Consider the following 23,675-nt stretch of genomic DNA (forward strand, 5'->3'; position numbering starts at 1 on the left):
TTTAATTCGTTGATATGTTAAGAAACTTCTTTATTATTTGATTTTCATATTCTTCATTAATAATATCTTCTACTATTCTGCCTCCTTTTGCTTCACTGGTATATTTGCCTTCAATTTTCACTTTTGATTTCGCCTTCTGTAAAAACCATTCATATTCCACATCAAGATTCCCTATATCTATAGCTTGAAACCCAAGAAGAGCTAATTCATATGCCAGAGGCTTAGCTGTAGGTCCCATTGCTATTAAAACGAGATGCTTTTTGTATTGTTCTTTTGCAAAATTTAATAAATCATCAAATTGATCAAAAGCATTATGAGCCGGACCTAAAACTCTTTTTACACTTCTAGAATTTTTAAAAAGATCATTACCAACTCCCAATCTACTCTTCTCTCCCTCAATTAAGAGTATATCTTTTTCTTCCCAAATAGATCTTACTTTTCTAAACCAAGCTTCACTATGAGAGGTGTCGTCATAATCCATATATAACCTTGTCATCGATGCATTATAATACTCCTTGTCTTTTCTTAAAAAACCTCTAACTCGAGGATAAGTCCACGAGATAATTGCGCGCCAAGTTCTTTTAGAGTTGGGTTTTAAATTCTCTAAAGAATAGTATCCTATAGGTAAGCCAACTAGAATCTTAGGATTTTCTGAATTTAAAATTTTAATAAAATAATCTCTCAATCTATCATCTTGCCTTTGAAATGGTAAAGATCTTTTCTCGGCAATATATAGCAATTCTCCATCTCCAAACCTGCAAATAGAACAATCGTCATCCAAAATTTTATCTATAGTTTCAGGAATAGATTTTACTTTTGGCAAGGGATATATTTTAATCACTAAAGGATAGCTTACACTTAAAAAATGCTTAAAAGCCTTCCTAGGATACTTAAAAAACTTACCGTACTGTAAATTCATTTTTCATTATTTTAGTTATACCCTCTGAAGTCATAAATTCAATGTTTGGATACTCTTTAATCAATGAAGATAGTAAAAGATGAAATTGTTTAAGATTACTTGACCTATTTTTTTCGCATAAGCCTCCAACAAAATTTAACCTATGCGTAGAAATTATGAGTGGGGTTCTAAGCAAGAATGCAATCTTAGCCTTTCCCATAACTTGTTTTATCCAGTCAGTTTTAGAATTATATGCTGGCTCGAAATGTGCATTTCTTACTGAAAAATACATTTTATTTTTCTTTTCACCTGTATGATGCCATATATCAGTATAGTTACCTAAAGTAGATTTCTTTTGCACTACTGCCGTTTGCATCAAGTTTACTCCATTTTTTTTAAAAATATCTTCAATATCATTATTCCAAACATATCTAGGGGCCACAGTAGTGTCTGAGTCATATCCAAAAAAATTTTTAAAAAGACTTAATCCCTCTACAATACTCTTATCCACAAAAGCTTTACCTTCTTGCATAGTGTAGTCATAAGATGCCATTAAGTTACTTTTATTTTCATCTAAAGTTTTTGAATCGATTGCGTAACAATTTAAATCGAATGCATTTCTAAAATCGAGATTGTTTTTTTTTAATAAATCTAACCAAGTTAAGACATTTATATGCTCTCTCCCGTGAAATTGAGGTTTAATAAAACCATTTTTAATACCATCATAAAGCATTTTTTCCGTTGAATTGTTTCGGTCTTTCTTAGCATAAGTATCACTAAACTGTTCATAATGATATTCTTGAAAACGAGCTTCTTTAATCCGATCAAAGTCGGGGTTTGCCATGATAAAATTTGCTGTTAATACTGGTTTTTTATCTATAAACTCTTGATTAATCTTGTGTAAAACCTCATATAATGCGTTAAAGTCATCTTCTCGTTCTAAGATATCATAACGACTATGCGGATTTTGTTTTATATCAATACCCTTATTCTCTAACTCCTGCTGAACTCTTTTTGAAGGAATTCTTTCGGCTCCCCAGTCATCTGATTCTATAACCACAATCTTTCGTGATGTTTTATATCCTCTAATTTGAGAGTTTAAAAATTTTAGTTTATTCCACATGATTTTACTTTTCTTCTTTTGCTAAATCTTGCAGATTGATAAACTCCACCTCTGGCCATTTTTTCAGAATTTGAGTTAATAAAGTATCTAAGGCTTTTAATCCTTTAATTCTATTTTGTTCCTCTATACCACCAACAAAAGACACGCGATGATTAGATATTATTGCTGGTTGTTTACAATCAAAAGCATCTTGAATATTTTTTAAACAAGAGTCAACTCCATCGCTATCGTTTGAAAGATTACTCTCAAAAACTGCATTCCGCACCAAATACCTAAACCCATAAGATGATTTCTGCCCTAAAATACGGAAGGATTGTTTTGGCTTTTTATGTAAACGTGCTACTTTTTGAGTGCGCGCCACATCCAACCATTTTATATCACGACTGGATAAGATTGGTAAAATACTTTCTGGGTAAAACTGTGCAGGCGGACAAAAATAATCGGATTTATATCCATAAATTTCTTTAAAAGTCTCTAAGGCCGAATTGGTTATTTTTGCTGCAGAAGTAAAATCTTCAGAATATTTTGCTTGCAAACTACCTCCCAAACCGCTTAGTTCTTTATTTACCAAATGATTATTCCGCAAAAAGAAGAATTCTTCCTTAAAAACCTTTCGAGCCATAGAATTCTCTTTTTGTAGTTCTGCCATCCACCAATTTACTTGCAGGTGTTCTCTCGCATGAGACTGCGGCATAAATATCTTAGCAGCTATTCCATCCTTAACTAAACTAAATACGCGATTTGAATTAGGATATCTTTTATAAGTATTTATATTCTTCTCAAAATGATACTGTTTAAAACCGCTATTTTTAATAGCCTCAAAGTTAGGATTCGCTACATTGGTTACTGCCGTAATACAGGGATGATTCCCTAAGTGATCCTTATACTTAGTCAATACTTCAAATAAGTCTTCTACATCTTTATTAGACTCCAAGCAATCAAATTGATCAAATCGATTTGCATCTACATCAATACCCTTATTTCTTATAGCTTGTCTTGCCGCTAAAGATTTTAGTCGCACAGAACCCCAGTCATCAGAAAGGATAAGGATTTGTTTCTTATGGGTTTGATAACCAAACTTGGAAGTTATTTTTTTTATTAATTGCTTCATATACCGCAAACAAATTAATTCAATGCGAAGGCCATTTTATAAATTTCTATAAAAAAATTACTCGTAAAAAAAATAAAAGACACCATGAAGTGCGAAGCTAATAATGTCATAAATCCAGTGAGCAAAACCGTGGGCATCAAGACGTGCAAATATTTATTAAGCCAAGTGTTTGTTATTTCTCCTCTTGTTTTTACGTAAACATTATAAAACAATCCTATGGCCAAAAAACAGTAGATATTTAAAAACCGTTCCCCTTGAGAAATGTTAAGCATCAAATTAGAAATCCCCCAAGTTAATAAAACCAGATTAAAAAGTCTTATAAGATCATATTTGTATAGAATTGTTTTTCGTTTAAAGTATAAAAGAACTAAACCCAGTGGCACTAAAACATAATGAATGCCATCTTTAAAAAAAAATAACGTCTTTAACTTGATATTGGCATTTTGCTCTCCTAGTTCATAACGCTTTTCCATTCTTTCTCGTCCTTTTTCAGAAGCGTAGACTTTATACTTAGACTCGATAATGGTTCCTGAATTACTAGAGGCTATGTTTTCTATGACTTCCACAAAATTTGATTGTCCCAAACCAAACGTAAATAGTAAAAAAATCACGTAGTAGAGAAGTTTATTTTTAAACACAAGCACAAATAAGGGCACCACAACAAAAAGACTCAAGCCTAAATGAAATAATGGAGCTAAAAAAATGAAATATAAATATTTTTTTTGTTGCGTATTGTAATACTTAATTAAACTGTAAATTACAAAGATTCCTCCTGTATAGAAAGCCAAATTAAGAATATTAAAAACGGAGTAATAGAGAGCAAAAGCTATAAACAATAAAAGTCCATATCTGCTATGTTGCTTGATTTTCAGACTTTTAAAAGAGCTAATACTGCCCACTAAAAAATATCCATATATCAAAAAAAGAAGCATAAAATACACATGATGTGAATTAGAAAAGATCCCAACAACTACAGATAAAAAGTCATTATAAAATTTTCCTGTTTGCAAGGAAAAGAGGTCTGCTACAATTAATGAAAAATCTTTACCCGTAAGATCGTAAAATGACGCTTCATAACGTTCTAGATCACCATGACTTAAAGCTGTAAAGCCTAAAAACCCAAACAGTGCGATTAGTAAGTTTTTTCCGAATTTAAAATCAAAATATTTTATCCCTAACCATAAGGCTGAAAACGGCCAAATGAGGTATAAAATGATCGCATATGCTTTACTTTGATTATTCATTAGGAAATTGCATTTGTCCAGGCGAGGTAATAATATTAATATGATCTAAATCTATAAAATTGGATTGATCTATGGCTTTTGCATCACAGTTTTTATAAATAGGGTAATTAAAATAATAGTTACATTTTTTATTCTCTGTTAATAAAACGGTAGACCAACCAGAAAAAACAATACAGTTCTTTAATTTAACTAATATAAGTTCTGCTGGCGCTTTTGAAGATATGATACTCACCCTAGGAAATTCTTTATATAAGTCTATGGTGGTTTGCGGCGTCAAAGGATGCAATTTAATAAACATCATATTGTCTTTAAAAGCCTCTAGAGTATCTTTTAAAAACCTCATCTCTCTGTCAATTAATTTCTCTGTCCAAAACGGTTGATTAAAGTAATAAATTACATTTTGAGTCTCCATATCAAATTGAAAATGAAAGATTTTCTCTAATGTTTTTATGGTTTCCTTCGTAAAAGTTGGCAACTTAAGTAAGTTAACTTTATTAGAAGTAGTGTGTGTGTATTGTTCGGGATGGGAAAGCCATAGATTATCTATAAAAGAATAACTTCCATACCTATAATAACGTATCTTATAAAACTTTCTTAGAAAAAGACCTTCTCTAAAAAGTTTCTTATAGTTTGAAAATGAATCTTTTAGCATACTTAAAAACTCATGCTTTTTTTTATAGATCACATACGATACATAGCCATCTGGTCCCAAAGATATTTCAGCGCCTCGTTTTTTTAATAGATGACAGAGGTAAATATTAAAAATCGAGATGGCTTGGAAAAATATAAACCGGTGTACGTTCAAAGAAAGGATTTTTTCTACATATTCTTTGGAAGTACTATCTTCTAGAATAATCAAATCTACGTTGCCATAAGTCCTAGTATCATCTACGGAAAAATTTGACAACCGCGTATTATTTTTAACAAAATACACTGTATTTTGATTCTCCTGAGAAGAATAATTGTTGAATGCTATATTTAAACTTTGCATTAAATGATATTCTGTGTGAGCGAGAAATACATTTCTACTTATTTTCATCCTCGTTGTTTTATTAACTCAATCATATCACTTAATGTTCTTAACTTTGCAACATAGGAGATAGCACCATATAAGATGAAGGCACTTGCTCCTATTATTAGTAAAATAAGCATATCGCTCATATCATACAACACGTTTTTGTAAAATATAAATGTAAAAAACGCCACAATTATATTGACGGCAAAAATAGGAATTAAGTCTTTTACTTGCTGACCAATACCATAGTTTATTAAATTACCCGAAATAGAAGCATTCGTGCCCGTTACTATTATGTTTATTACTAGCAAGCTGTATAACAATCCATAGATTCCAAACCAGATTGCAGACAAGGCTCCTATAACCAATAATCCATTTTGAAAAATGGATAGTTTTAATACCAAATCACTTCTTCCTTTTAATTGACAAATATTCAAATTATATTTATAAATAGGGTAAAAAACACCAGACAGAATTAAAATTTGAAAATATGGTACAGCTGGCAGCCACTTTTCAGTCAAAAGCCATCTAAAAAAAGGTTCTGCCACTACACCTAAATAAACAAGGATGGGTGTCACCAAGAATACCACAAGCCTCATCAATTTGGCATAAGTTTCTTTTAACTGTTTTTCGTTCTCTATTTTTGCTAATAATGGATAGGCTACTCGATTAAAAGCATTGTAAAAAAAACTAGAAGGTAATTGCTCTAAAGATCTTGCTCTAGTATAGTAACCAAGCTGTGCTGCGGAAAAGAATTTTCCAATCACTACTTTATACAAATTGTCAAAAGTAGTATTAACAATTTGTGTAAGGGATAATTTATAACCGAAATTAAAATGGTACTTAAATTTTTCTTTATCAAAAACCATCGAGGGCGTCCATTTACTGTATAACCACAATTGTAAAGTAGTTAATAGCGCATAAATTAAATCTTTAGCTACCAAACTCCAAACTCCGTAATTATTGTAGGCCATCCAAATAGATATAACCGCACTTATGATTAAGGAAGGTAGTTGTAGTTTAAATTGAGTTTTAAATAACAGTGCTTTGTTCAATTTGGTTGATTGCACTAAAGAAAAGGCATTAATAATTAAGATTAGCCCAAGGATTCTAAGAATAGAGATTAAAATCTCTTGATTATAAAAATTTGCGATATATGGAGCTGTGAAAAATAAAACTCCGTAAAGTATAATTGCACTCACCATATTGGTGAAAAATACCGTAGAGTAATCTATATTATCTACTTCTTTAGTCCTGATTAAACTGGACACAAATCCTCCATCTACCAATGCTCTAGCAATAGCAATAAAAATGGCAATCATTCCTATTAATCCAAACTCTTCAGGCAATAAGAGCCGAGCGAGTAATATAGTTACTATAAAGTTTATTGCCTGAGTACCTCCTTGAATCATAAAAGACCAGCCAAAGCTGGAGGCAGAACTAACTCTTGGCTTTTTAGTCATCTCATTTCAAATTCTTTATTAAAACCTCAGCGATTTGCCAATCTAAAATTGAATCTATATCATGCGATGATATTTCATCCATCTCATATTTTTTCACGTATTTAAACTGGCTCATTGGCTTAGCTTTAAGAGATTTAGTATTTATAATATAAATAGCTCCATTCAACTCCCAAACTTTTGGCACATCTTGTCTTCTAGTTACAGAGGATGTTTTGCTAGGAATTAAAAAACCATTTTTATCTTCTTCTCTTAAAACATAATAAGGATTTGCCTTTGTCTCTTTTACCGAAACTACCATATCTAACGTATCATTATACTCCTGCAAGGCTTCTTGGATGTGATGTACTTTACGCAAAGGAGACGTAGGTTGTAATAAAATGAAATATTCAAAAGATCTATTTTGTCTCTCCACTTTTTCAATTTCATACGAAAGCACCTCGTAGGTTCCTGCCGTATCAGTAGCCAATTCTGTAGGTCTCAGTTCTGGCACTGATATACCCAAACTTTCTACTACATCTTTTATTTCTTTACTATCTGTACTTACAATAATATTTTCTTTTTTAGTTATAGCGAGAGCAGCCTCAATGCTATATTGTATAAGAGGCTTACCTCCAAGCAACTTAATATTTTTACCAGGCACCCCTTTAGATCCTCCTCTTGCAGTTATAATAATTAAGGGCTTCATACTAAAGCTTTACGTGTTTAATATCTTCCTGTGCTTTTATAAAATCTTCATGCTTTCCTATGTCTAACCAATAGCCGTTAATGGGGTAAGTTATTAACTTTAGCTTCATCGCTAGAACTTTATCCATCAAATCAGTGATATCATAAAATTGGTTCCTAGGGATCATTTTTAAAAGTCTTCTATTTAAAATATAGATGCCAGCGTTAGAATAATAAGTATATTTTGGTTTTTCCTTTAGAGAGGTAACCTGATAGTCTTGATTGGTTTCTAAGACTGCATAGGGTATATCTACCTGATAAGAAGTTGCAGCTACAGCCATATCTGCTCCAGATTTTTTGTAAGACTCATAAAAATCCTTAAAATCAATATTTGTCAATAAATCACTATTCATTACCACAATATCTTCGTGTTCAAACTCTTCACAAAGTAATATCGCTCCAATGGTTCCCAAAGGCTGGTCTTCTTTTATGTATTTTATATGGAGTTTTTTAGCGCTTCCGTCACCAAAATAATCTTCCAATTGCTCTCCTAAATACCTAATGCTAAGATTAATATTCTTAACACCCACCTGTTTTAAACGATCAATGTTGTATTCTATAATAGGTTTACCACCCACTTTTAGTAAGGGCTTAGGGGTGTTAGCCGTGAGCGGGCGTAAACGTTTTCCTTCTCCTCCCGCCATAATTACCGCATCTACCGGAATAATGGTGGTTTGTTCTTTGAAATTTAGAATCTCTACTATGCGATGTTCGTCATCTAAAATGGGAATGATTTTAAAATTTTTAGCTTTAAAATCTTCTAGCTTTTCCATCGTAAACTCCTCTCCTCTTCTCACATAAGAGGGATTCTTCTGAATAAAATCTTCTATTTTATCTTCAAATCCAAGACCTTTAATAAACCCTCTTCGCAGATCACCATCAGTCAAAGACCCTTTCAAGCCATTCTTATGGTCTACCACAAATAAAATAGCGTCTGCAGCCAAAACATCCAATTTCTTCAAGGCTTCACGAACTCTTACGTCTTTTAAAATGGTATGTTTATCTAATCTGTCCATTTATTTATCTATCCATTTAATTAGTTGAAATGCTTCTGCATACTCTACACCTACACTTGCGCCACGAAAGGTAGCTAATGCTTCTATATTGCGTTCGGACCTGGGGAAAGGATGTTCCCCCAATTCCGATTCATAAATTCTCATTATCTCTATTTTTTTATTTAAAAAATTGGAGATATCTACGTAATAATTTGGTAAAAATGCTTTCTCTGCTAATACTGGTGCAAATTCTGTTTCTGAGATACATTCATACATTAGTACCTTTTTTATGAAAGGATAACGAAATGACTTAGTACAAGCCATAACGGCATCAAAGGTAATGCGATGATCTGAGTGGGCATCAGATCTATTTAGACAATATATAATTTCAGGTTTAACTTCATTAAAAATAGAAGATATTTCTGGCACCATAGTTTGCAAAGAGGAAGTCGATAATACCATTGTAGAATAATTAAGCCTAAATACTTTCTCTATCTCTAATTCTTTTGCCACGTTATTAATTTCTTCTTCTCGTGATTCTACACGTTCTTTACTAAAGCCGTCTTTTTCATATATATTTGTTGTGATTAACCAAAAGATGGTATCACCGTTTTTTGCATGCTTTAATAAAGTTCCTCCAACCCCCAATATTTCATCATCAGGATGAGCAGATATAACTATTACATTTTTACTCATAAGTATGTATTTATCTCAGGGATCTCTAAAAATTCGTGATTTGTTAAAATTATTGCCCCATCGTAAGTCTTTACAACAATTTTATTTTTATCTAATATATCTAAAACTTTTCCAGGTTCAAAATTTATAGGATATTCCATCTCTGCAGTAGAGACTTCCCAAACCTTTATATCACCCTGTTCTGTTTCTATATGAGCACCCACATAAGGATGAGTTAAAGCTCTCACCAAATTATAAATTGCTATTGTGCACATTCTAAAATCTATCCTACCATCAATCAAGCCTCTTTTTCTCCAACTGTTTCCCGTATTCTTATCTTGACTCCTTTTTTGAGCTATCTTTCCCTCTTTTTCGTAGCGCATAGAAAACTCTATTATTTGCTCTAGAGCTGTAGTTTTTATTTTAGCATATAAACTAGAAGCGTCATCTTGTGTGGTTATTTTTATCTCTCGTTGAGAGATAATATCACCTGTATCAGCCCCTTCATCCATTTCAAAAAATGTAGAACCCGTATTCTCTAAACCTAGAAATATAGCCCATATAATAGGATGTCTGCCTCTATTATTTGGTAAAAGTGCAGGATGAAATCCAATTACGCCGTATTTTGCACCTTTAAGAACACTTTGGGGAAGTAAGTAAGACCAACCGAAACAATAAATTATATCTGGACTATTATTGGCAATAAATTCTTCTTTGGTTTGTTTATTCGCCTTTTCGTCAAAAAAATATGGAATGTTGTTTTTCTCGCAAAGCGGAGTTAAATCTTTAAAATCTGAATTAAACTTTGATTGCTTTTTTGTGATTACTCCACATAATTTAAAGTTATGTTTTATTAAGTGCTCCAAGCAAGAGTAAGAAAAATCTACCGTACCAATAAATAGGATTTTCATTTTATTTAAGGTCATAAAACCTCTTTTTAATCAAATTATCCAATTCTACGTTTCGCAATACTTCAACTATACATTCAGAGGAGTTTTCTTGCGCATATGGATTTTTAACTTCCTTAAGAGATTCTTGAAAATCTAAAGAAACCGCTTTTTCTATAGCGCTATTTATACTCTCCTTTTCAGGAAGACAATCAATGACACTTTTAGCTTTCATTCTTCCCATTTGTCTATCCCCTATGTTTACGGTTGCCGTATTAAAGGAAGGTACTTCTATTAAGCCGCTAGAAGAATTCCCTATTACTGCGTCTACAAATTGAAGTGCAGATAAGTATCTGAGTTGACCTAAAGAGGTAAAAACTATAGATTTCTTAGGGTTCTTTTTTACGAACTCGTCTATTTTGCTATTTATTATTCTTCCGTCTGTATCTGAATTCGCTTTGGTGAATATTACTTTAATATCATCTCTTTCTTCCAATGCTTTTAATAACTGCTGAATTTGCATCTTAGCAGATGAATTCTCAAGGGTTACGGGATGAAACGTAACTAAAAAAGTAAATTTAGCATCAAGTTTCATTTTTATAGATTCTTCAAACTCTTCTTTGTTAAGAAGTGTCAATTTTCTAATATTCTCAATTCCTAAAGCTCCTACATTGAAAACACTTGAAGGATTTTCGCCCAATTGAATTATTCTATTTTTATAAGTTTCAGTAGAAGCGAAATGTATATGTGACATCTTTGTTATAGAATGTCTAATAGGCTCATCAATGAGACCCTGAGTCGTTTCTCCACCATGACAGTGCGCAACAGGTATTCGTGCAATCATAGCCGCACTTATAGCCGAAAATATTTCAAATCTATCTCCTAAAACAAGTACAATATCTGGCTTTAAGTCTTCAAAAACTTCTGAAAAAGAAATCATCGCTAAGCCCATACTCTTAGAAATCCCAATGGTCGAATCGGAAGATAAGAGCATTTCTACTTTCTTATCAATAACAAAACCGTCTTTCTCAATTTCTTTGTACGTGTATCCAAATTCAGGAGACAAATGCATCCCTGTCACTATGATTTGTAATTCTAAATCTATAGCATCTTCTATAGCTTTCATCGTACAGTTTAAAAGACCATATTCTGCTCGCGTTCCCGTAATTACACAAATTTTTCTCATTTAAGGCTTATTAATTGATCAACATCAAAATTCCTAATTGCAGGCGTACCTATTACTTTCTCATAGAGCATAGGAGATAAACCAGTTCCTGGTCTTTTTATAGTTATATTCTCTTCTCTAAAGACTTCTCCCTTTACGATAGCTCTAGATGCCACAATACTCTTTCTTACGATTTCCTTGTTCTTTAATTCAGAAGCAGAAGGTTCTTTTTTACCGCTTCCGCCTATCGCTTTCTCTATATTCCGAATAGCGGTTACCATCGCTTTTAATTCTAGTGGCTCTAAAGATGCTTTATGATCTGGTCCTGGCAAATTCCTATCTAAAGTAAAATGCTTTTCAATTAGCACAGCTCCCAAAGCCACAGCCGCTATAGGCACTTCAATACCCAAAGTATGGTCTGAATAGCCTACAGAAACTCCCAACTCATCTTGGATATGTTTCATTGCTTTTAGATTTACATCTATCATGGGAGTAGGATACTCTGTATTGCAATGAAGTATGCTGATGTTTTCTTGTTTTGCGCCATTGTTTATTAATACTCTAAAAGCATCTTTAATCTCTTGCATGTTAGCCATTCCTGTAGACATTACAATCTTAGGAAACAAACCTGCTAATTTTTTTAAATAAGGATAATTGGTAATCTCACCAGAAGGTATTTTCGCTAGATCAATTCCTATTTCTTTTAAATAATCTAAACTCTCTAAATCAAATGCAGTAGAAAGAAACTTTACTCCTCTTTTAGTGGCATAGCTCTTTAGTTCTTGATGATTTTCATGGCTCAATTCTAACTTTTTCAACATCTCATATTGAGAATCTCCATCACCAGTATTTTGATCTTGATATTTAGCGCGTTTGGCAGTTTTAGTAACTATTTTGTCTGCAATAAAGGTTTGAAACTTCACATAATCTACCTGAGCTTCCGCAGCAGCATCTATTAACTCTTTAGCTCTTGCTAGATCTCCATTATGATTCACTCCAGCTTCTGCTATAATAATTACTTTTTCTGCCATTACTTAATTCTTTTTGCGGGATTACCCACCCATATACTATTTTCTTCTTTAATATCTTTAATTACCACTGCTCCAGCACCTATAACTACGTGAGCCGCGATAGACACACCTTCTTTTACTACTGCTCTTGCACCAATGAAGGTACTTTCACCTACACTTACATTACCCGCAAGAACAGCTCCAGGGGCAATATGCACGAAATCTTGAAGTTTATTATCGTGCTCAACTATCGCGCCTGTATTAATTATACAAGCATCTCCGATATATGTGCCACTATTAATTACCGCATGCTGTGAAATAAAATTGCAAGTTCCTAATTGAATTTTTGGACTTACATAAGCGGTATCTGCTATGAGATTAATTTTTGGAAAAAGATTTTTAATAAATTGTGTAAATAACTTTTCTCTTAACCCATTATCTCCCACAGTTGGAAATAAAAATCCTGTTTCTTTTAAATGACTTAAATCTTCCTCCTGCTCAAATCCCAAGTAACTTAGATTATATTCATTGCTTTGAGCTTTTTGTTTATCAAAATATCCTTTAACAGCATATCCGCTTTCCATGGCCACATCGACAACGACTTTGGAATGTCCTGAATATCCTAAAATATAAAGTTCTTTAGACAACACTACTCGGTATATTTATAACACGTTCTGCCAAATATTCGGCATTTTTTAAATCGGTTTTTGGGCAATCTTTAAACATGGGCAAAGTATTCATTAACTTCCAAATAGGTCGGGTCATAACACCCGCCTCGTTGGTTGTCTTTAAAATAATATCCCGTTCTTCTTTATTTTTTGTAATGATCGCATTAAGCCAAAAATTACATTTTTCATCAGGACGCTCCATAAAAAAATCTATTCCTAATTCTTGAAATTTAACAGCATAATTTTGAGCCAATTGTCTTTTCTTTTCTAAGAAATTATCCAATTGTTCCAATTGTGCTAATCCTAAAGCTGCATTTAAGTTAGGCATTCTATAGTTATAGCCTATCTGGTCGTGTTCATACTCCCATGCGTGAGGTATTTTAGCTTGTGTACTCAAGTGTTTCGCTTTCTTGGCCAAGTTTGCGTCTTGTGTTAAGATGACTCCACCACCACCAGTGGTCATGATTTTATTTCCATTAAAACTAATGGCAGCCAATCTTCCAAAAGTCCCCAAATGCTTTCCGTTAAGACGAGACCCCATAGCTTCTGCAGCGTCTTCAATCACCTCAATTTCATAGGCTTTACAAATAGCCAAAATTTCTTCTATACGACAAGCATGTCCAAAGGTATGCATGGGCAAACAAGCTTTGATCCTACGACCCGTAATTTTGTTATAACATACTCCTTTTTTAAGATGAGCATTCTCCCTTAAAAATTCTTCTAAAGAATCTGGAGATAAGCCCAAAGTGTCCTTATCTACATCTATAAAAATAGGAATCCCTCCTGCATATGCAATAGCATTGGTGGTAGCGATAAAAGTAAGCGGTTGAGTAAGCACTTCATCTCCTGTTTGCACACCTGCAAGCTCCAAGCACAAATGAATAGCATTCGTACCATTTACACACACTACGGCATAAGCCGATCTCGTATATGCAGCAAGAGCCTGCTCGAAATCATCTACAAATTTACCTACGCTCGAAACAAAAGTAGAATCTATACATTCATTTAAATACTCTTTTTCATTTCCTAGAAAAGTGGGAACATGTAAAGGAATAAAAGCTTCCTCTTCGTTAAAAAGCTTACGTACGTTATGTATGAGACAATTCACATCTTTCATTACATCTTACTATCTAAGTATTTACCAGTTTCTTTATGCATAAAATTAGGAATCATCTTTTGAAATAAACTCACAATAGAAGTTTTATCCCAAAGTTTAGCTTCTCTCCAATTTTTAATCTCTTTTTCAAAATTTTGTAATTTCTCTTGCTCTATATTTAATTCATTTTTAATAATCCCCAACTTATTAAAGCGGGTCGTATCCAATGTTTCATCATCGGTATAAAACTCTTCAAAATCCTTTTCTCCTGTAGTATCACTTTTAGTAAATAAACACGGCCATTTTCCTTCTTGCGGCACCGTGTTCATAAGCGTTCTAGCTTCCTCTTCATCCTTGCATAAGTGTGGCTGGTACCCTAAATGCTTCAGATACTTTACAGCAATATCTGCAAATGAAATAAGATGCAAGCCTTCCTCCAGTTTCGGAAAAAAAATGTCTCTATTCTCTCCAAATATGCAGGACATTAGACAAAGTTGACCAGCTTCTTTTGGAATTACGAAATAACGCTTAATATCATGAGGCGCAACAATAGGTTGCTTTTTTTGTATTCGTTGATTAAACCCATGCAATAAAGAACCATCAGAAAAAGCTACATTAGCGAAACGAGCTGTAGAAATACAAATCTCCTGACTTCTACGCATCAAAAACATCTCCATAATACGCTTAGAGGCTCCCATCATATTTACGGGATTGGCTGCTTTGTCTGTAGAAACACAAAAATATTTCTTTGTTCCTTTGGCTATCGATTGCTGAATGGTTTTATCTGTATTCGTAATGTTTACGTCAATCATCCTCATGAGCGTAAAAGGATCTTTTTCACTACGGACATGTTTTAAGGCCGAAAGATTAAGCACATAATCATAGTTTCCATCCTGCTGAATAAAAGTATCGTATTCTATAGAACCTATATCTAAAGCATAGGTTTTAAAGTCTCCTGAAATATATCCAAAAGAACTCCTAATATCTCGTACCAGTTCTACTAAATTATTCTCGCTAATATCTACCACGTGCAGTTTCTGCGGCTTGCGCTTAAAAATTTCTTTAACCACAGCTTGCCCTATAGATCCCGCGCCACCCAAAACCAAAAAAGAGGAACTAGATACTCGCTGAGATAATTCTTCTGCTGAATTATTTATATCAGTATCAAACAATTCTCTACTTCTTCCTATAAGTGATAAAATATCCATATGTCTTATTTACCCTACTTATTCCTCACTCCGCAAAAATCTATCACCAATTGATCTTTACCGAAGCTTAGATCCTTAAACTCATTATGCGCCACTAGAAAAGCAATGATATCTGCCTTTTTTGCCGCTTCTTTATAATTAGTGATTTTAAACACCTGATGAGAATCTATATTAGGTTCTACAATAAAATAGTCTTCATCTTGCGCATCTTGCAGTACTTTTTGCACGATGTATTTTGCAGGAGATTCTCTTAAGTCATCTATATTGGGCTTAAAAGCTAATCCCATTAAGGCGATGGCGGGTTGACGTCCATGCTTAATTTGAAAATCGTGTTTTGCTTTTTTGATCTGCTCTGCACACCAAAAACTTTTATAATTATTGATTTCTCGAGCTTTTCCAATAATCTGAGATTCCATAGGAAATTCAGATGTAATAAAATAAGGATCTACCGCAATACAGTGACCGCCCACGCCACAACCAGGTTGCAAAATATTTACTCTAGGATGCTTATTGGCTAAGTGTATGAGCTCCCACACATTAATATCTGCCTTATCACAAATAAGAGACAATTCGTTGGCAAAAGCAATTTGAACATCTCTGCTAGAATTTTCAGTGAGTTTACACATTTCTGCCGTTCGTGCATTGGTGGCGTGCAACTCGCCTGTTACAAATGCTTTATAAAATTCGATAGCTTTTTGAGTACTTGCCTCATCCACACCGCCAATCACGCGATCATTATGCACCAACTCATGCATTACATTTCCTGGCAATACGCGCTCAGGACAATAAGCGATATGAATTTCTCCTTTCAACTCTGGACGTTCGCTATAAATTAGCTTCATCATTTTTTCAGTTGTTCCCACGGGAGAAGTGGATTCTATGATGTATAAATCTCCTTTTTTTAATAAAGGTAGCACTGCTTTTGTTGCAGCTTCCACATAAGAAATGTCTGGCTCGTGATCACCTTTAAAAGGCGTTGGAACCACAATTAAATAAGTGTTTGCTTCTTTAGGTTTAGTACCGGCTTTAAAATATCCTTCTTTTACCGCAGCAGCTAATACATCTTCTAAATCGGGTTCTACAATATGTATTTTTCCTTGATTAAGGGTTTCTACTACTTTTGGATTGATATCTACTCCCCAAACTTGCACCTTATTAGAAGCTATTAAAGCCGACGTGGGCAAGCCTATATATCCTAGACCGATTGTTGTTACTGCTGGTTTCAAAAGACTGATTTGATTTTAATTAATTTGCAAAGTTAAGAACTTTTGTGTTAGAAGAGGATGGATTTTTTAGTTAATCATTTTTTCGTTCTCCGTTTTTAGTTGGTCGTTGTTGGTTTTTAGTTTTTTTTGTGTAGTCATGGGTCAAAGAGTCGATGAGTGGTGAGTGGTGACTCAATGGGGCTTGTTGGTCGTTTTTCCTGTATTGGTATAGTCGTGTAGTCTTGGATCAAAAAGTCTTGGGTCGTGTTTCTTGAGTCTAGGTTCTATTTTCTTACCTCTCAATACTAACTTATCAAATCTAATTACTCACTTTCTATAGCTATTATTCCAGTTGAAATTCCTTTTCCCAATCATGCCATTTCCACAAGTGGAAACCCCCACTCCTTTTTTAAGGAGGGGGAACTTTTTAAACCGTGAAAAGCGAAGTAGCTTTTCTTTTCTTAACTATGAGACCCTGAACAAAACCCTCCTTAAAGTCGGGTTTTTTCAGTATGACAGGAACGGAACAATATTGAAGTTGAAAATGAAACCGAAATTGAAACTCTGCTAAGTCTAAAAGTCGTGAGGCTTGGATCGTGTTGTTCGTTTTTCGTTTTTCGTTTATTCAAGTATTGGTGTAGTCGTGGGTCAAAAAGTCTTGAATCGTGTTTCTTGATTCTAGGCTCTATTTTCCCACCTCTCAATACTAACTACTCAATTCTAATTACTCACTACTCTCCGGAAGCTCCTCAAACCCCATATTCCATAACGTAAACCCGTAAATGTCGGCGTATTGCTCTATGGTTTTGCTAACGGGGGTTCCAGCGCCGTGACCTGCATTGGTTTCTATTCTAATTAGTGCTGGGTTTTCACCACTTTGCTTGGCTTGTAGCTCGGCTGCGAACTTAAAACTATGTGCGGGCACTACACGATCATCATGATCTCCTGTAGTAACCATAGTTGCTGGATATTCTACTCCTTTTTTTAGATTGTGAAGAGGTGAATACCCTTTTAAATATTTAAACATTTCTTTAGAATCTTCAGCAGTACCATAATCATAAGCCCACCCTGCACCTGCAGTAAACGTGTGGTAACGTAGCATATCTAGAACCCCAACAGCAGGCAAGGCTACTTTCATTAGCTTAGGACGTTGCGTCATCGTCGCTCCTACTAACAAACCACCGTTGGAACCTCCACGAATGGCTAAATAATCACTAGAAGTATACTTTTTATTTATTAAAAATTCCGCGGCAGCGATAAAATCATCAAACACATTTTGCTTCTTCATCTTGATCCCTGCATTGTGCCATTCTTTTCCATATTCCCCACCTCCACGTAAGTTAGCCACAGCATAAATCCCGCCTTGCTCCATCCAAACCGCATTGCTGATGCTAAAGGAAGGTGTTAAACTGATGTTGAAACCGCCGTAACCGTAAAGAATCGTGGGATTCTTACCATTAAGTTTCACTCCTTTTTTGTGAGTAATGATCATAGGAATCTTCGTCCCGTCTTTGGAAGTATAAAAAACTTGCTTGCTTTCATAATCTTCTGACTTAAAGTCGATCTCTGGTTTTCTATACACTTCTGAAGTTCCCTCTTTGATATCATACTTATAAATACTGCCCGGAGTGGTGTAGTTGGTGAAAGAATAATAGAGTTCTTTCTCCTCCTTTTTGGTACCAAAACCAGCAACGCTTCCTAATCCTGGCAGCTCTACTTTTCTAATCATTTTTCCTTGGTCATCATATTGCTTTACTTCAGAAACGGCATCTACCATATATTCTGCAAAGAAATAGCCTCCTCCCGTAGACGGACTTAAGACGTTTTTCGTTTCTGAAATAAAATCTTTCCAATTTTCTGGCTTCGGATTTGCAGCGTCTACGGTAACAATCTTTTTATTGGGTGCATCTTTATTGGTGACTAGAAAGAGTTTGCTTCCTTTATTTTCAATCACATAGGTATCTGTATTTGTATTCCCGATGATGGTTTTTAATTCGCTATTAGGCTTCGATAAATCTTTTAAAAATAATTTGTTTCCTGATGTAGAGGTACTCGCTCTAATGATAAGATATTTATTGTCTTCGGTAACGCTACCGCCTACGTAGCGGTGTTTCTGTGCTTGAGTTCCTCCAAAAATAAGCTTATCTTCTTTTTGTGAAGTTCCCAATTTGTGATAATATAATTTATGCTGATCTGTTTTTGCTGAAAGTTCACTTCCTTTTGGTTTGTCATAACTAGAATAATAGAAACCTTCATTGGCTTTCCAAGACATTCCGCTGAATTTCACATCAATCAAGGTATCTTCTACTATTTCTTTGGTTTCAGTATTCATTACCAAAATCTTTCTCCAATCGCTTCCCCCTTCAGAAATAGCATAAGACAAGATTTTGCCGTCATCAGAAAAACTCATTCCGCCTAAAGAAGTCGTCCCATCTTCACTGAATTTATTGGGATCTAGAAAGACTTCTGCTGTAGAAGGCTCCTCCCCAGTTTTATACCGATAAATCACGTACTGATTTTGGAGTCCGTCATTTTTGCTGAAATAAGTATAATCTCCTTCTTTATAGGGCGCTCCTACTTTTTCGTAATTCCATAATTTAGAAAGACGTTTTTTTAAGGCGTCTCGATAAGGAATTTGCTTTAAATAATTGAAGGTAATCTTATTTTCTGCTTGTACCCAAGCTTCTGTCTCTACACTGCGGTCGTCTTCTAACCAGCGGTATGGATCTTTTACTTCCTCACCGAAGTAAGTATCTATCGTATCTACTTTATTGGTTTTAGGATAATTCAAAGTGATTTCTTTTTGAGTGTGATTTTTTTCTTTATTGATTTCTTGACCTTGACTTGTGATAAAAGCCAGACCTAGAATAGGTAAGATGATCTTTTTCATAGTACAGAATTTGAATAGAAACCAAAGATAATTAATCTATGGGAGTTGGGGAAATTAGTTTTTTGTTGCTGGTTGTTCATTTTTAGTTGATCGTTTTTCGTTGTTGGTTTACCGTTTTTCGTTATTCGTAGAATCGTTTAATCGTGTATTGGTTTAGTCGCGGGTCAAAGAGTCGTGGGTCGTGGGTCGTGTTGTTCGTTGAAGGTTGTTAGTTTTTAGTCGTTTGTGAAATCGTGTAGTCGTGTATTGGTGTAGTCGTGGGTCAAAGAGTCGTGGGTTGTTATTACTTTTCAAATTGCTCCTTACAACCACCCCTCCCGATGACTTCGGAACCACAAGTGAAAACACCCCTCCTTTTTTAAGGAGGGGTGTTCTTTGATTTTATTTTTTTTCAGCATTCATAATCACGAAATTCTGAAAAAGTCTTGCTTCTAGTTTCTCAGTCACGGTGGCTGAGTGATTTTCGAGAGAAAATTGTATCGAAGCCCTGCTATTCGTTTTTCGTGTATTCGATTAGTCTTAAAGTCATGAATCAAAAAGTCTTGCATCTAAAAGTCTAGTTTCTAGATTCTAAGCTCTTGAATCTAATCTCTGGTTTCTCACATCTATTCAATCACTTCCACTTCAAAGCTTACTTGAGCATCTGTTTCTCCTCCAGTGAAGGATCCTTCGGCGGGAGTAGTTATTTTTTCTGTAGCTTGATGAATAAGTCTTAATGTAAGCGTTCCATCTCCTGGCTCTCCCACTTGCCATTGCGTAGAAAGCCCAATTTGTATCCCATTAGTATCAGTAGAAAGCGGACCGTCAGTTCTAGATAAATCTACATTTATTTCCGTAAAGGCATAGGTTAAAAAGTGATCGTCTCTTTCTTCCTGAATTTCTTCCGTTAGTAATTCTGGTTCTTCAGGATTTGAAATATTATAAAAATTAGCTTCTACCTGATAGGTTTTTCCGCTTTCTAGACTTATCACTGGCGCAACATAATCTTCAGCGCGGTATTGCGGATCTGTATAACTATAAATAGAAACTCCTCCTGATTCGTTGATGAAACTTAAGCTCACATCAGTAATTACTTCTTCTTGGTTGATTATTTGTGGCGCACTGTCGTCACTAGAGCAAGAAGCGATAAACGCCGATGTTACAATACTTAAAGCAATAAATTTTAAATTTCTCATAATTGTTTCTTTTTAAGGGTTTTGATTTTATTATTTTCTTTTGTCAACTCCCCTCTAAAAACAGGGGACAAGGGGTGTGAGAAAAAACATACAAAAATTAAAATGTTCTTTCTATAGCTTGATCCTATAACACACCACTTCTTTTTTCGGATAAATCCTCTAAAATTCACCCCTCTTTTTAGAGGGGAAGTCAAACATACACTCGTCTTAAGCCAAGAATCTAAGTTCTTGGTTCTATTTTCTCCCGTCTACCTCTCTCGTTTCGTAATCATGAGATCCTGAATAAAATTCTTCCTACAGTCGGATTTTTCCAGGATGACAGAAAGCGCGAGAAATTTAATACTCCAACTTCACCTGTAACATCGCATTTCTTCCTAAATTATCTGCATAGTACCTCAGCCGATTTAAGTAATCTCTATAGGAAGTATTTAGAAGATTATTGAAATGCAAACCTACTTGCATACTTCCTTTTTCAAATGGATTAAAAGTAGCACTTGCCTCAAATCCTAATAAAAAATAATCTTTTGGCGGTGTACTTACATCCACCAAAGTACTTACATAACTCCCATTTTCTAGGACGTCATACTTAAAATTGTGGTCGGGATATTGATGTTGACGCGCGACATAATCTCCGGTTAGATTCAGTTGCAGCTGATGCCATTTTTCATGCTGAAATCGAATTGTATTTGAGAAATTAACAGGTGGCATTTGTATTAAATCTTCCTCGTTTTTGATATCTCTGCCATTCACATAAGCAAAGCTTCCGCGGTAGGCGAACTGCTTTGAAATTTGATACTTCCAATCTATATCCACCCCGAACATTCGAGCATCGACTTGCTCATATTCCCAAACAGGAAAAGCACCGCGAATGGTAGTTTCAACTCCAGTAGGTTTTATCAACAAAAAGTTTCCAATACGATTGCAAAACGGAGCGATTCCAAATCTAAAATCCCCTAGATCTTTGCGGAAATCCAAACCTATCTTCTGAGAAGTTTCCGCCTTAAAACGCAAATTTCCTAATTCGATAACCGCCGCGGAATGATGCAAGCCATCTGCAAACAATTCCGAAGGATTAGGGGCTCTATTGGCTAAGGCATAGTTGGCACTTAACTGAAACGAATCAAATGAATGCCTCACTCCCACAGTTGCCGAAAGATTATGAAAGTCAAAAACAGGATTTGCTAAATATTGATTGCCTACTTCTGCCGTAATAATATTACTGAAATCTGTGTTGTAATTGCGCTCGTTCCATCGTGATTTTAGATAATATTTTTGCGCATCCAAATGTGTATAATCATAACGTAATCCTGCCTCTACCAACCAATCACTACTCAGTTTATACTCTCCCAAAGCAAAAGCGCCTGCGGAAAACTGCTCGTAATCTGGAATAAGCCTTCTTACCCCCGTCAACGGATTGGGATAATTCATTTGGTAGCTTCCGTTTAAACCAACATTCCATGAATACTCATTTTGAGCATCAAATTTAAAATTGGTACTCAGCGTATGGGTTTGCAATTCTAAATCTACAGAAGGTTTTCCTTTATCTTCTCCGGTTCTTAAATCATATTCTAAGCGGTTATTGAGCTGGTAATCGTACTGAATATTCCATTTTCCTAAACCTTCCAAACGCTTATAGTATTTAAGACGCGCTAAATGATGTTCTACTTCTTGCTTAGGCGGATTTATTTGATAAGTAAAATCATTAACTTCGGAAGGCTCTCTGCTGTTGATCGCCCTTATCAAATCGTTAACATTTCCAATATGTGAGGAGCGAAGAATCCCAATTTCTGTATTATAGTAGCTGTAAAATACATCAAAACCTGAAGAAAATGTATTCCGTCCAAAACCTATGGAAAAGTCTTTTTCTTCATTTCCCGTATTCGAAAGCACGTAATCTGGCGCTTTATAATCTCCAAATTTCTTAAAAGTACCTTGTATTTTTCCGTAGAAAGCATTCTCAAAACTTTTGGTTAGACTTGTCGTCACCGCTCCTCCACGACCGTTGGTAGCGCCGCTAAGAATCGTTTTTCCGTAAAGCGTATCTTTTACCGGAATTCTTTCGGGTTCTACAATGACAGCGCCGCCAATTGCATCTCCGCCATATTGAAGCGCAGATGCTCCTTTGACAACAGTAATATTTCCTGCGGAATTTAAATCGATATTTGGGGCATGCTCTGCTCCCCATTCTTGATCTGCCATTCTTACTCCTTGATTCATTATAAGTACGCGGCTGCTATGTAAACCTTGAATCATAGGTTTTACAACGTTATTTCCCGTACTTAAAGTAGAAACTCCACTCACTTCTTTTAAGGCATCACCCAAGCTAGCCGAACTGTATCTTTCTAAAGTTTCTATATCAATTTTTTGCTCCTGACCCGTTTTTACTTTTTCTAACACAGCTTGACCCGTTATACTCACTTCCCCCAATTGTTCTAAATGGTGTTCGAGTTTAATTTTTTTGTAGGTATCTCCTTCTATTAGAACAGGATAAATAAGATCTTGACAACTGGGATGTGTAATTTTTAATTCTATTTTTTCTTCACATAAATTCTCGATGGAAAAGTTACCTTCAAAATCTGAATAGACTTGAATATCTTTATTTGCAATCTTGATGATTGCATATATAAGTGGGTCTCCTGTATGGAAATCGATTACTTTACCAGTTAATGTATGAGAGCAATTTTGTGCGTAAAAGGAAAAACTAAGAAGTAGGAAGGCTGCGCACGTCCAAATAGTTTTCATAATTTATAATTTTTAACCGTTAGATTTATATGTTGCTTTGTAGCATTGGTTTCATATTTTGAAAATGATACTGATAATCCAAATGAAACGTTTAAATGCTATTGTCTAAATTTCCTACAATAGGTTAAGGCTGATGAGAAATTCTTTTATTTCTCTTCTTATCTTACACCCCATTTAAGGAAAAGACTTGAAAAACGTCACTTGATTAAATTAGAATCTATTTTCTATTGAGACTTTTCTTTTATAATTACAGATTTGCTTCTGAAGGTATTTATAGCAGTATGCAGATTGCTTTCGATTTCTAGTTCGAATTCAGAAATGGGTACTATTTTAAATGTTCTGAAAGATCAGAAGGTATCCAAAATTCCATTTTCTTAAAATG

General features: G+C 34.6%; 19 protein-coding genes. All 19 read right to left on the reverse strand.

Annotation, left to right across the window (positions count from 1 at the left end; all coding sequences use genetic code 11):
* Window position 1 precedes the first annotated feature (1 nt).
* Complete coding sequence (locus RLT85_RS05400) at window positions 2-919, reverse strand: GT-D fold domain-containing glycosyltransferase (protein WP_311401015.1); 918 nt, start codon at window positions 917-919, stop codon at window positions 2-4.
* Window positions 900-2,021: a hypothetical protein gene (locus RLT85_RS05405; RefSeq protein WP_311401016.1), complete on the reverse strand. Its 1,122-nt coding sequence runs from the start codon at window positions 2,019-2,021 to the stop codon at window positions 900-902. The genes RLT85_RS05400 and RLT85_RS05405 overlap by 20 nt, the downstream gene beginning before the upstream one ends.
* A 4-nt stretch (window positions 2,022-2,025) precedes the next feature.
* Window positions 2,026-3,132, reverse strand: coding sequence for a hypothetical protein (locus RLT85_RS05410; RefSeq protein WP_311401017.1), 1,107 nt, complete (start codon window positions 3,130-3,132; stop codon window positions 2,026-2,028).
* 14 nt (window positions 3,133-3,146) lie between these two features.
* Window positions 3,147-4,376, reverse strand: a complete 1,230-nt coding sequence (locus RLT85_RS05415) for a hypothetical protein (protein ID WP_311401018.1) — start codon at window positions 4,374-4,376, stop codon at window positions 3,147-3,149.
* On the reverse strand, window positions 4,369-5,415 hold the full coding sequence (locus RLT85_RS05420; protein ID WP_311401019.1) for a polysialyltransferase family glycosyltransferase: 1,047 nt from the start codon (window positions 5,413-5,415) through the stop codon (window positions 4,369-4,371). The genes RLT85_RS05415 and RLT85_RS05420 overlap by 8 nt, the downstream gene beginning before the upstream one ends.
* Entirely contained in the window at window positions 5,412-6,854 is a 1,443-nt protein-coding gene (locus tag RLT85_RS05425; RefSeq protein WP_311401020.1) for a lipopolysaccharide biosynthesis protein, read from the reverse strand. Before RLT85_RS05425 ends, RLT85_RS05420 begins: the two co-directional genes overlap by 4 nt.
* Before the next feature lies 1 nt (window position 6,855).
* Window positions 6,856-7,539: an acylneuraminate cytidylyltransferase family protein gene (locus RLT85_RS05430; protein WP_311401021.1), complete on the reverse strand. Its 684-nt coding sequence runs from the start codon at window positions 7,537-7,539 to the stop codon at window positions 6,856-6,858.
* A 1-nt stretch (window position 7,540) separates the two neighbouring features.
* Window positions 7,541-8,593, reverse strand: coding sequence for a nucleotidyltransferase family protein (locus RLT85_RS05435; protein WP_311401022.1), 1,053 nt, complete (start codon window positions 8,591-8,593; stop codon window positions 7,541-7,543).
* The gene (locus RLT85_RS05440) at window positions 8,594-9,268 is read right to left on the reverse strand and encodes a PIG-L deacetylase family protein (protein WP_311401023.1); all 675 of its coding nucleotides are present in this window, start codon (window positions 9,266-9,268) and stop codon (window positions 8,594-8,596) included.
* Window positions 9,265-10,173 (reverse strand): formyltransferase family protein, encoded by a 909-nt coding sequence (locus tag RLT85_RS05445; protein WP_311401024.1) that lies wholly within the window; start codon window positions 10,171-10,173, stop codon window positions 9,265-9,267. The genes RLT85_RS05440 and RLT85_RS05445 overlap by 4 nt, the downstream gene beginning before the upstream one ends.
* Window positions 10,160-11,320 carry a UDP-N-acetylglucosamine 2-epimerase gene (gene neuC / locus RLT85_RS05450; RefSeq protein WP_311401025.1) on the reverse strand — a complete coding sequence of 387 codons (1,161 nt, stop codon included), beginning with the start codon at window positions 11,318-11,320 and terminating at the stop codon, window positions 10,160-10,162. The genes RLT85_RS05445 and neuC overlap by 14 nt, the downstream gene beginning before the upstream one ends.
* On the reverse strand, window positions 11,317-12,330 hold the full coding sequence (gene neuB, locus RLT85_RS05455; protein ID WP_311401026.1) for an N-acetylneuraminate synthase: 1,014 nt from the start codon (window positions 12,328-12,330) through the stop codon (window positions 11,317-11,319). Before neuB ends, neuC begins: the two co-directional genes overlap by 4 nt.
* Entirely contained in the window at window positions 12,330-12,956 is a 627-nt protein-coding gene (locus RLT85_RS05460; protein WP_311401027.1) for an acetyltransferase, read from the reverse strand. Before RLT85_RS05460 ends, neuB begins: the two co-directional genes overlap by 1 nt.
* Entirely contained in the window at window positions 12,949-14,094 is a 1,146-nt protein-coding gene (locus tag RLT85_RS05465; RefSeq protein ID WP_311401028.1) for a LegC family aminotransferase, read from the reverse strand. Before RLT85_RS05465 ends, RLT85_RS05460 begins: the two co-directional genes overlap by 8 nt.
* Complete coding sequence (locus tag RLT85_RS05470) at window positions 14,094-15,281, reverse strand: UDP-N-acetylglucosamine 4,6-dehydratase (RefSeq protein ID WP_311401029.1); 1,188 nt, start codon at window positions 15,279-15,281, stop codon at window positions 14,094-14,096. The genes RLT85_RS05465 and RLT85_RS05470 overlap by 1 nt, the downstream gene beginning before the upstream one ends.
* Before the next feature lie 14 nt (window positions 15,282-15,295).
* The gene (gene wecC / locus RLT85_RS05475; RefSeq protein WP_311401030.1) at window positions 15,296-16,507 is read right to left on the reverse strand and encodes a UDP-N-acetyl-D-mannosamine dehydrogenase; all 1,212 of its coding nucleotides are present in this window, start codon (window positions 16,505-16,507) and stop codon (window positions 15,296-15,298) included.
* 703 nt (window positions 16,508-17,210) lie between these two features.
* A complete protein-coding gene (locus RLT85_RS05480) occupies window positions 17,211-19,376 on the reverse strand; it encodes a prolyl oligopeptidase family serine peptidase (protein WP_311401031.1) in 2,166 nt (721 codons plus the stop codon).
* 605 nt (window positions 19,377-19,981) lie between these two features.
* Window positions 19,982-20,551 carry a hypothetical protein gene (locus tag RLT85_RS05485; protein WP_311401032.1) on the reverse strand — a complete coding sequence of 190 codons (570 nt, stop codon included), beginning with the start codon at window positions 20,549-20,551 and terminating at the stop codon, window positions 19,982-19,984.
* 336 nt (window positions 20,552-20,887) lie between these two features.
* Window positions 20,888-23,293 carry a TonB-dependent receptor gene (locus RLT85_RS05490; protein ID WP_311401033.1) on the reverse strand — a complete coding sequence of 802 codons (2,406 nt, stop codon included), beginning with the start codon at window positions 23,291-23,293 and terminating at the stop codon, window positions 20,888-20,890.
* Window positions 23,294-23,675 lie beyond the last annotated feature (382 nt).

The organism is Mesonia ostreae, from assembly GCF_031845265.1.
GTDB classification, from domain to species: Bacteria; Bacteroidota; Bacteroidia; order Flavobacteriales; family Flavobacteriaceae; genus Mesonia; species Mesonia ostreae.

Bases quoted from the DNA above. Each gene is read 5' to 3' on its own strand.
- RLT85_RS05400 (WP_311401015.1), bottom strand. From the start codon at position 919: ATGAATTTACAGTACGGTAAGTTTTTTAAGTATCCTAGGAAGGCTTTT.
- RLT85_RS05405 (WP_311401016.1), bottom strand. From the start codon at position 2,021: ATGTGGAATAAACTAAAATTTTTAAACTCTCAAATTAGAGGATATAAA.
- RLT85_RS05410 (WP_311401017.1), bottom strand. From the start codon at position 3,132: ATGAAGCAATTAATAAAAAAAATAACTTCCAAGTTTGGTTATCAAACC.
- RLT85_RS05415 (WP_311401018.1), bottom strand. From the start codon at position 4,376: ATGAATAATCAAAGTAAAGCATATGCGATCATTTTATACCTCATTTGG.
- RLT85_RS05420 (WP_311401019.1), bottom strand. From the start codon at position 5,415: ATGAAAATAAGTAGAAATGTATTTCTCGCTCACACAGAATATCATTTA.
- RLT85_RS05425 (WP_311401020.1), bottom strand. From the start codon at position 6,854: ATGACTAAAAAGCCAAGAGTTAGTTCTGCCTCCAGCTTTGGCTGGTCT.
- RLT85_RS05430 (WP_311401021.1), bottom strand. From the start codon at position 7,539: ATGAAGCCCTTAATTATTATAACTGCAAGAGGAGGATCTAAAGGGGTG.
- RLT85_RS05435 (WP_311401022.1), bottom strand. From the start codon at position 8,593: ATGGACAGATTAGATAAACATACCATTTTAAAAGACGTAAGAGTTCGT.
- RLT85_RS05440 (WP_311401023.1), bottom strand. From the start codon at position 9,268: ATGAGTAAAAATGTAATAGTTATATCTGCTCATCCTGATGATGAAATA.
- RLT85_RS05445 (WP_311401024.1), bottom strand. From the start codon at position 10,173: ATGACCTTAAATAAAATGAAAATCCTATTTATTGGTACGGTAGATTTT.
- neuC (WP_311401025.1), bottom strand. From the start codon at position 11,320: ATGAGAAAAATTTGTGTAATTACGGGAACGCGAGCAGAATATGGTCTT.
- neuB (WP_311401026.1), bottom strand. From the start codon at position 12,330: ATGGCAGAAAAAGTAATTATTATAGCAGAAGCTGGAGTGAATCATAAT.
- RLT85_RS05465 (WP_311401028.1), bottom strand. From the start codon at position 14,094: ATGAAAGATGTGAATTGTCTCATACATAACGTACGTAAGCTTTTTAAC.
- RLT85_RS05470 (WP_311401029.1), bottom strand. From the start codon at position 15,281: ATGGATATTTTATCACTTATAGGAAGAAGTAGAGAATTGTTTGATACT.
- RLT85_RS05480 (WP_311401031.1), bottom strand. From the start codon at position 19,376: ATGAAAAAGATCATCTTACCTATTCTAGGTCTGGCTTTTATCACAAGT.
- RLT85_RS05485 (WP_311401032.1), bottom strand. From the start codon at position 20,551: ATGAGAAATTTAAAATTTATTGCTTTAAGTATTGTAACATCGGCGTTT.
- RLT85_RS05490 (WP_311401033.1), bottom strand. From the start codon at position 23,293: ATGAAAACTATTTGGACGTGCGCAGCCTTCCTACTTCTTAGTTTTTCC.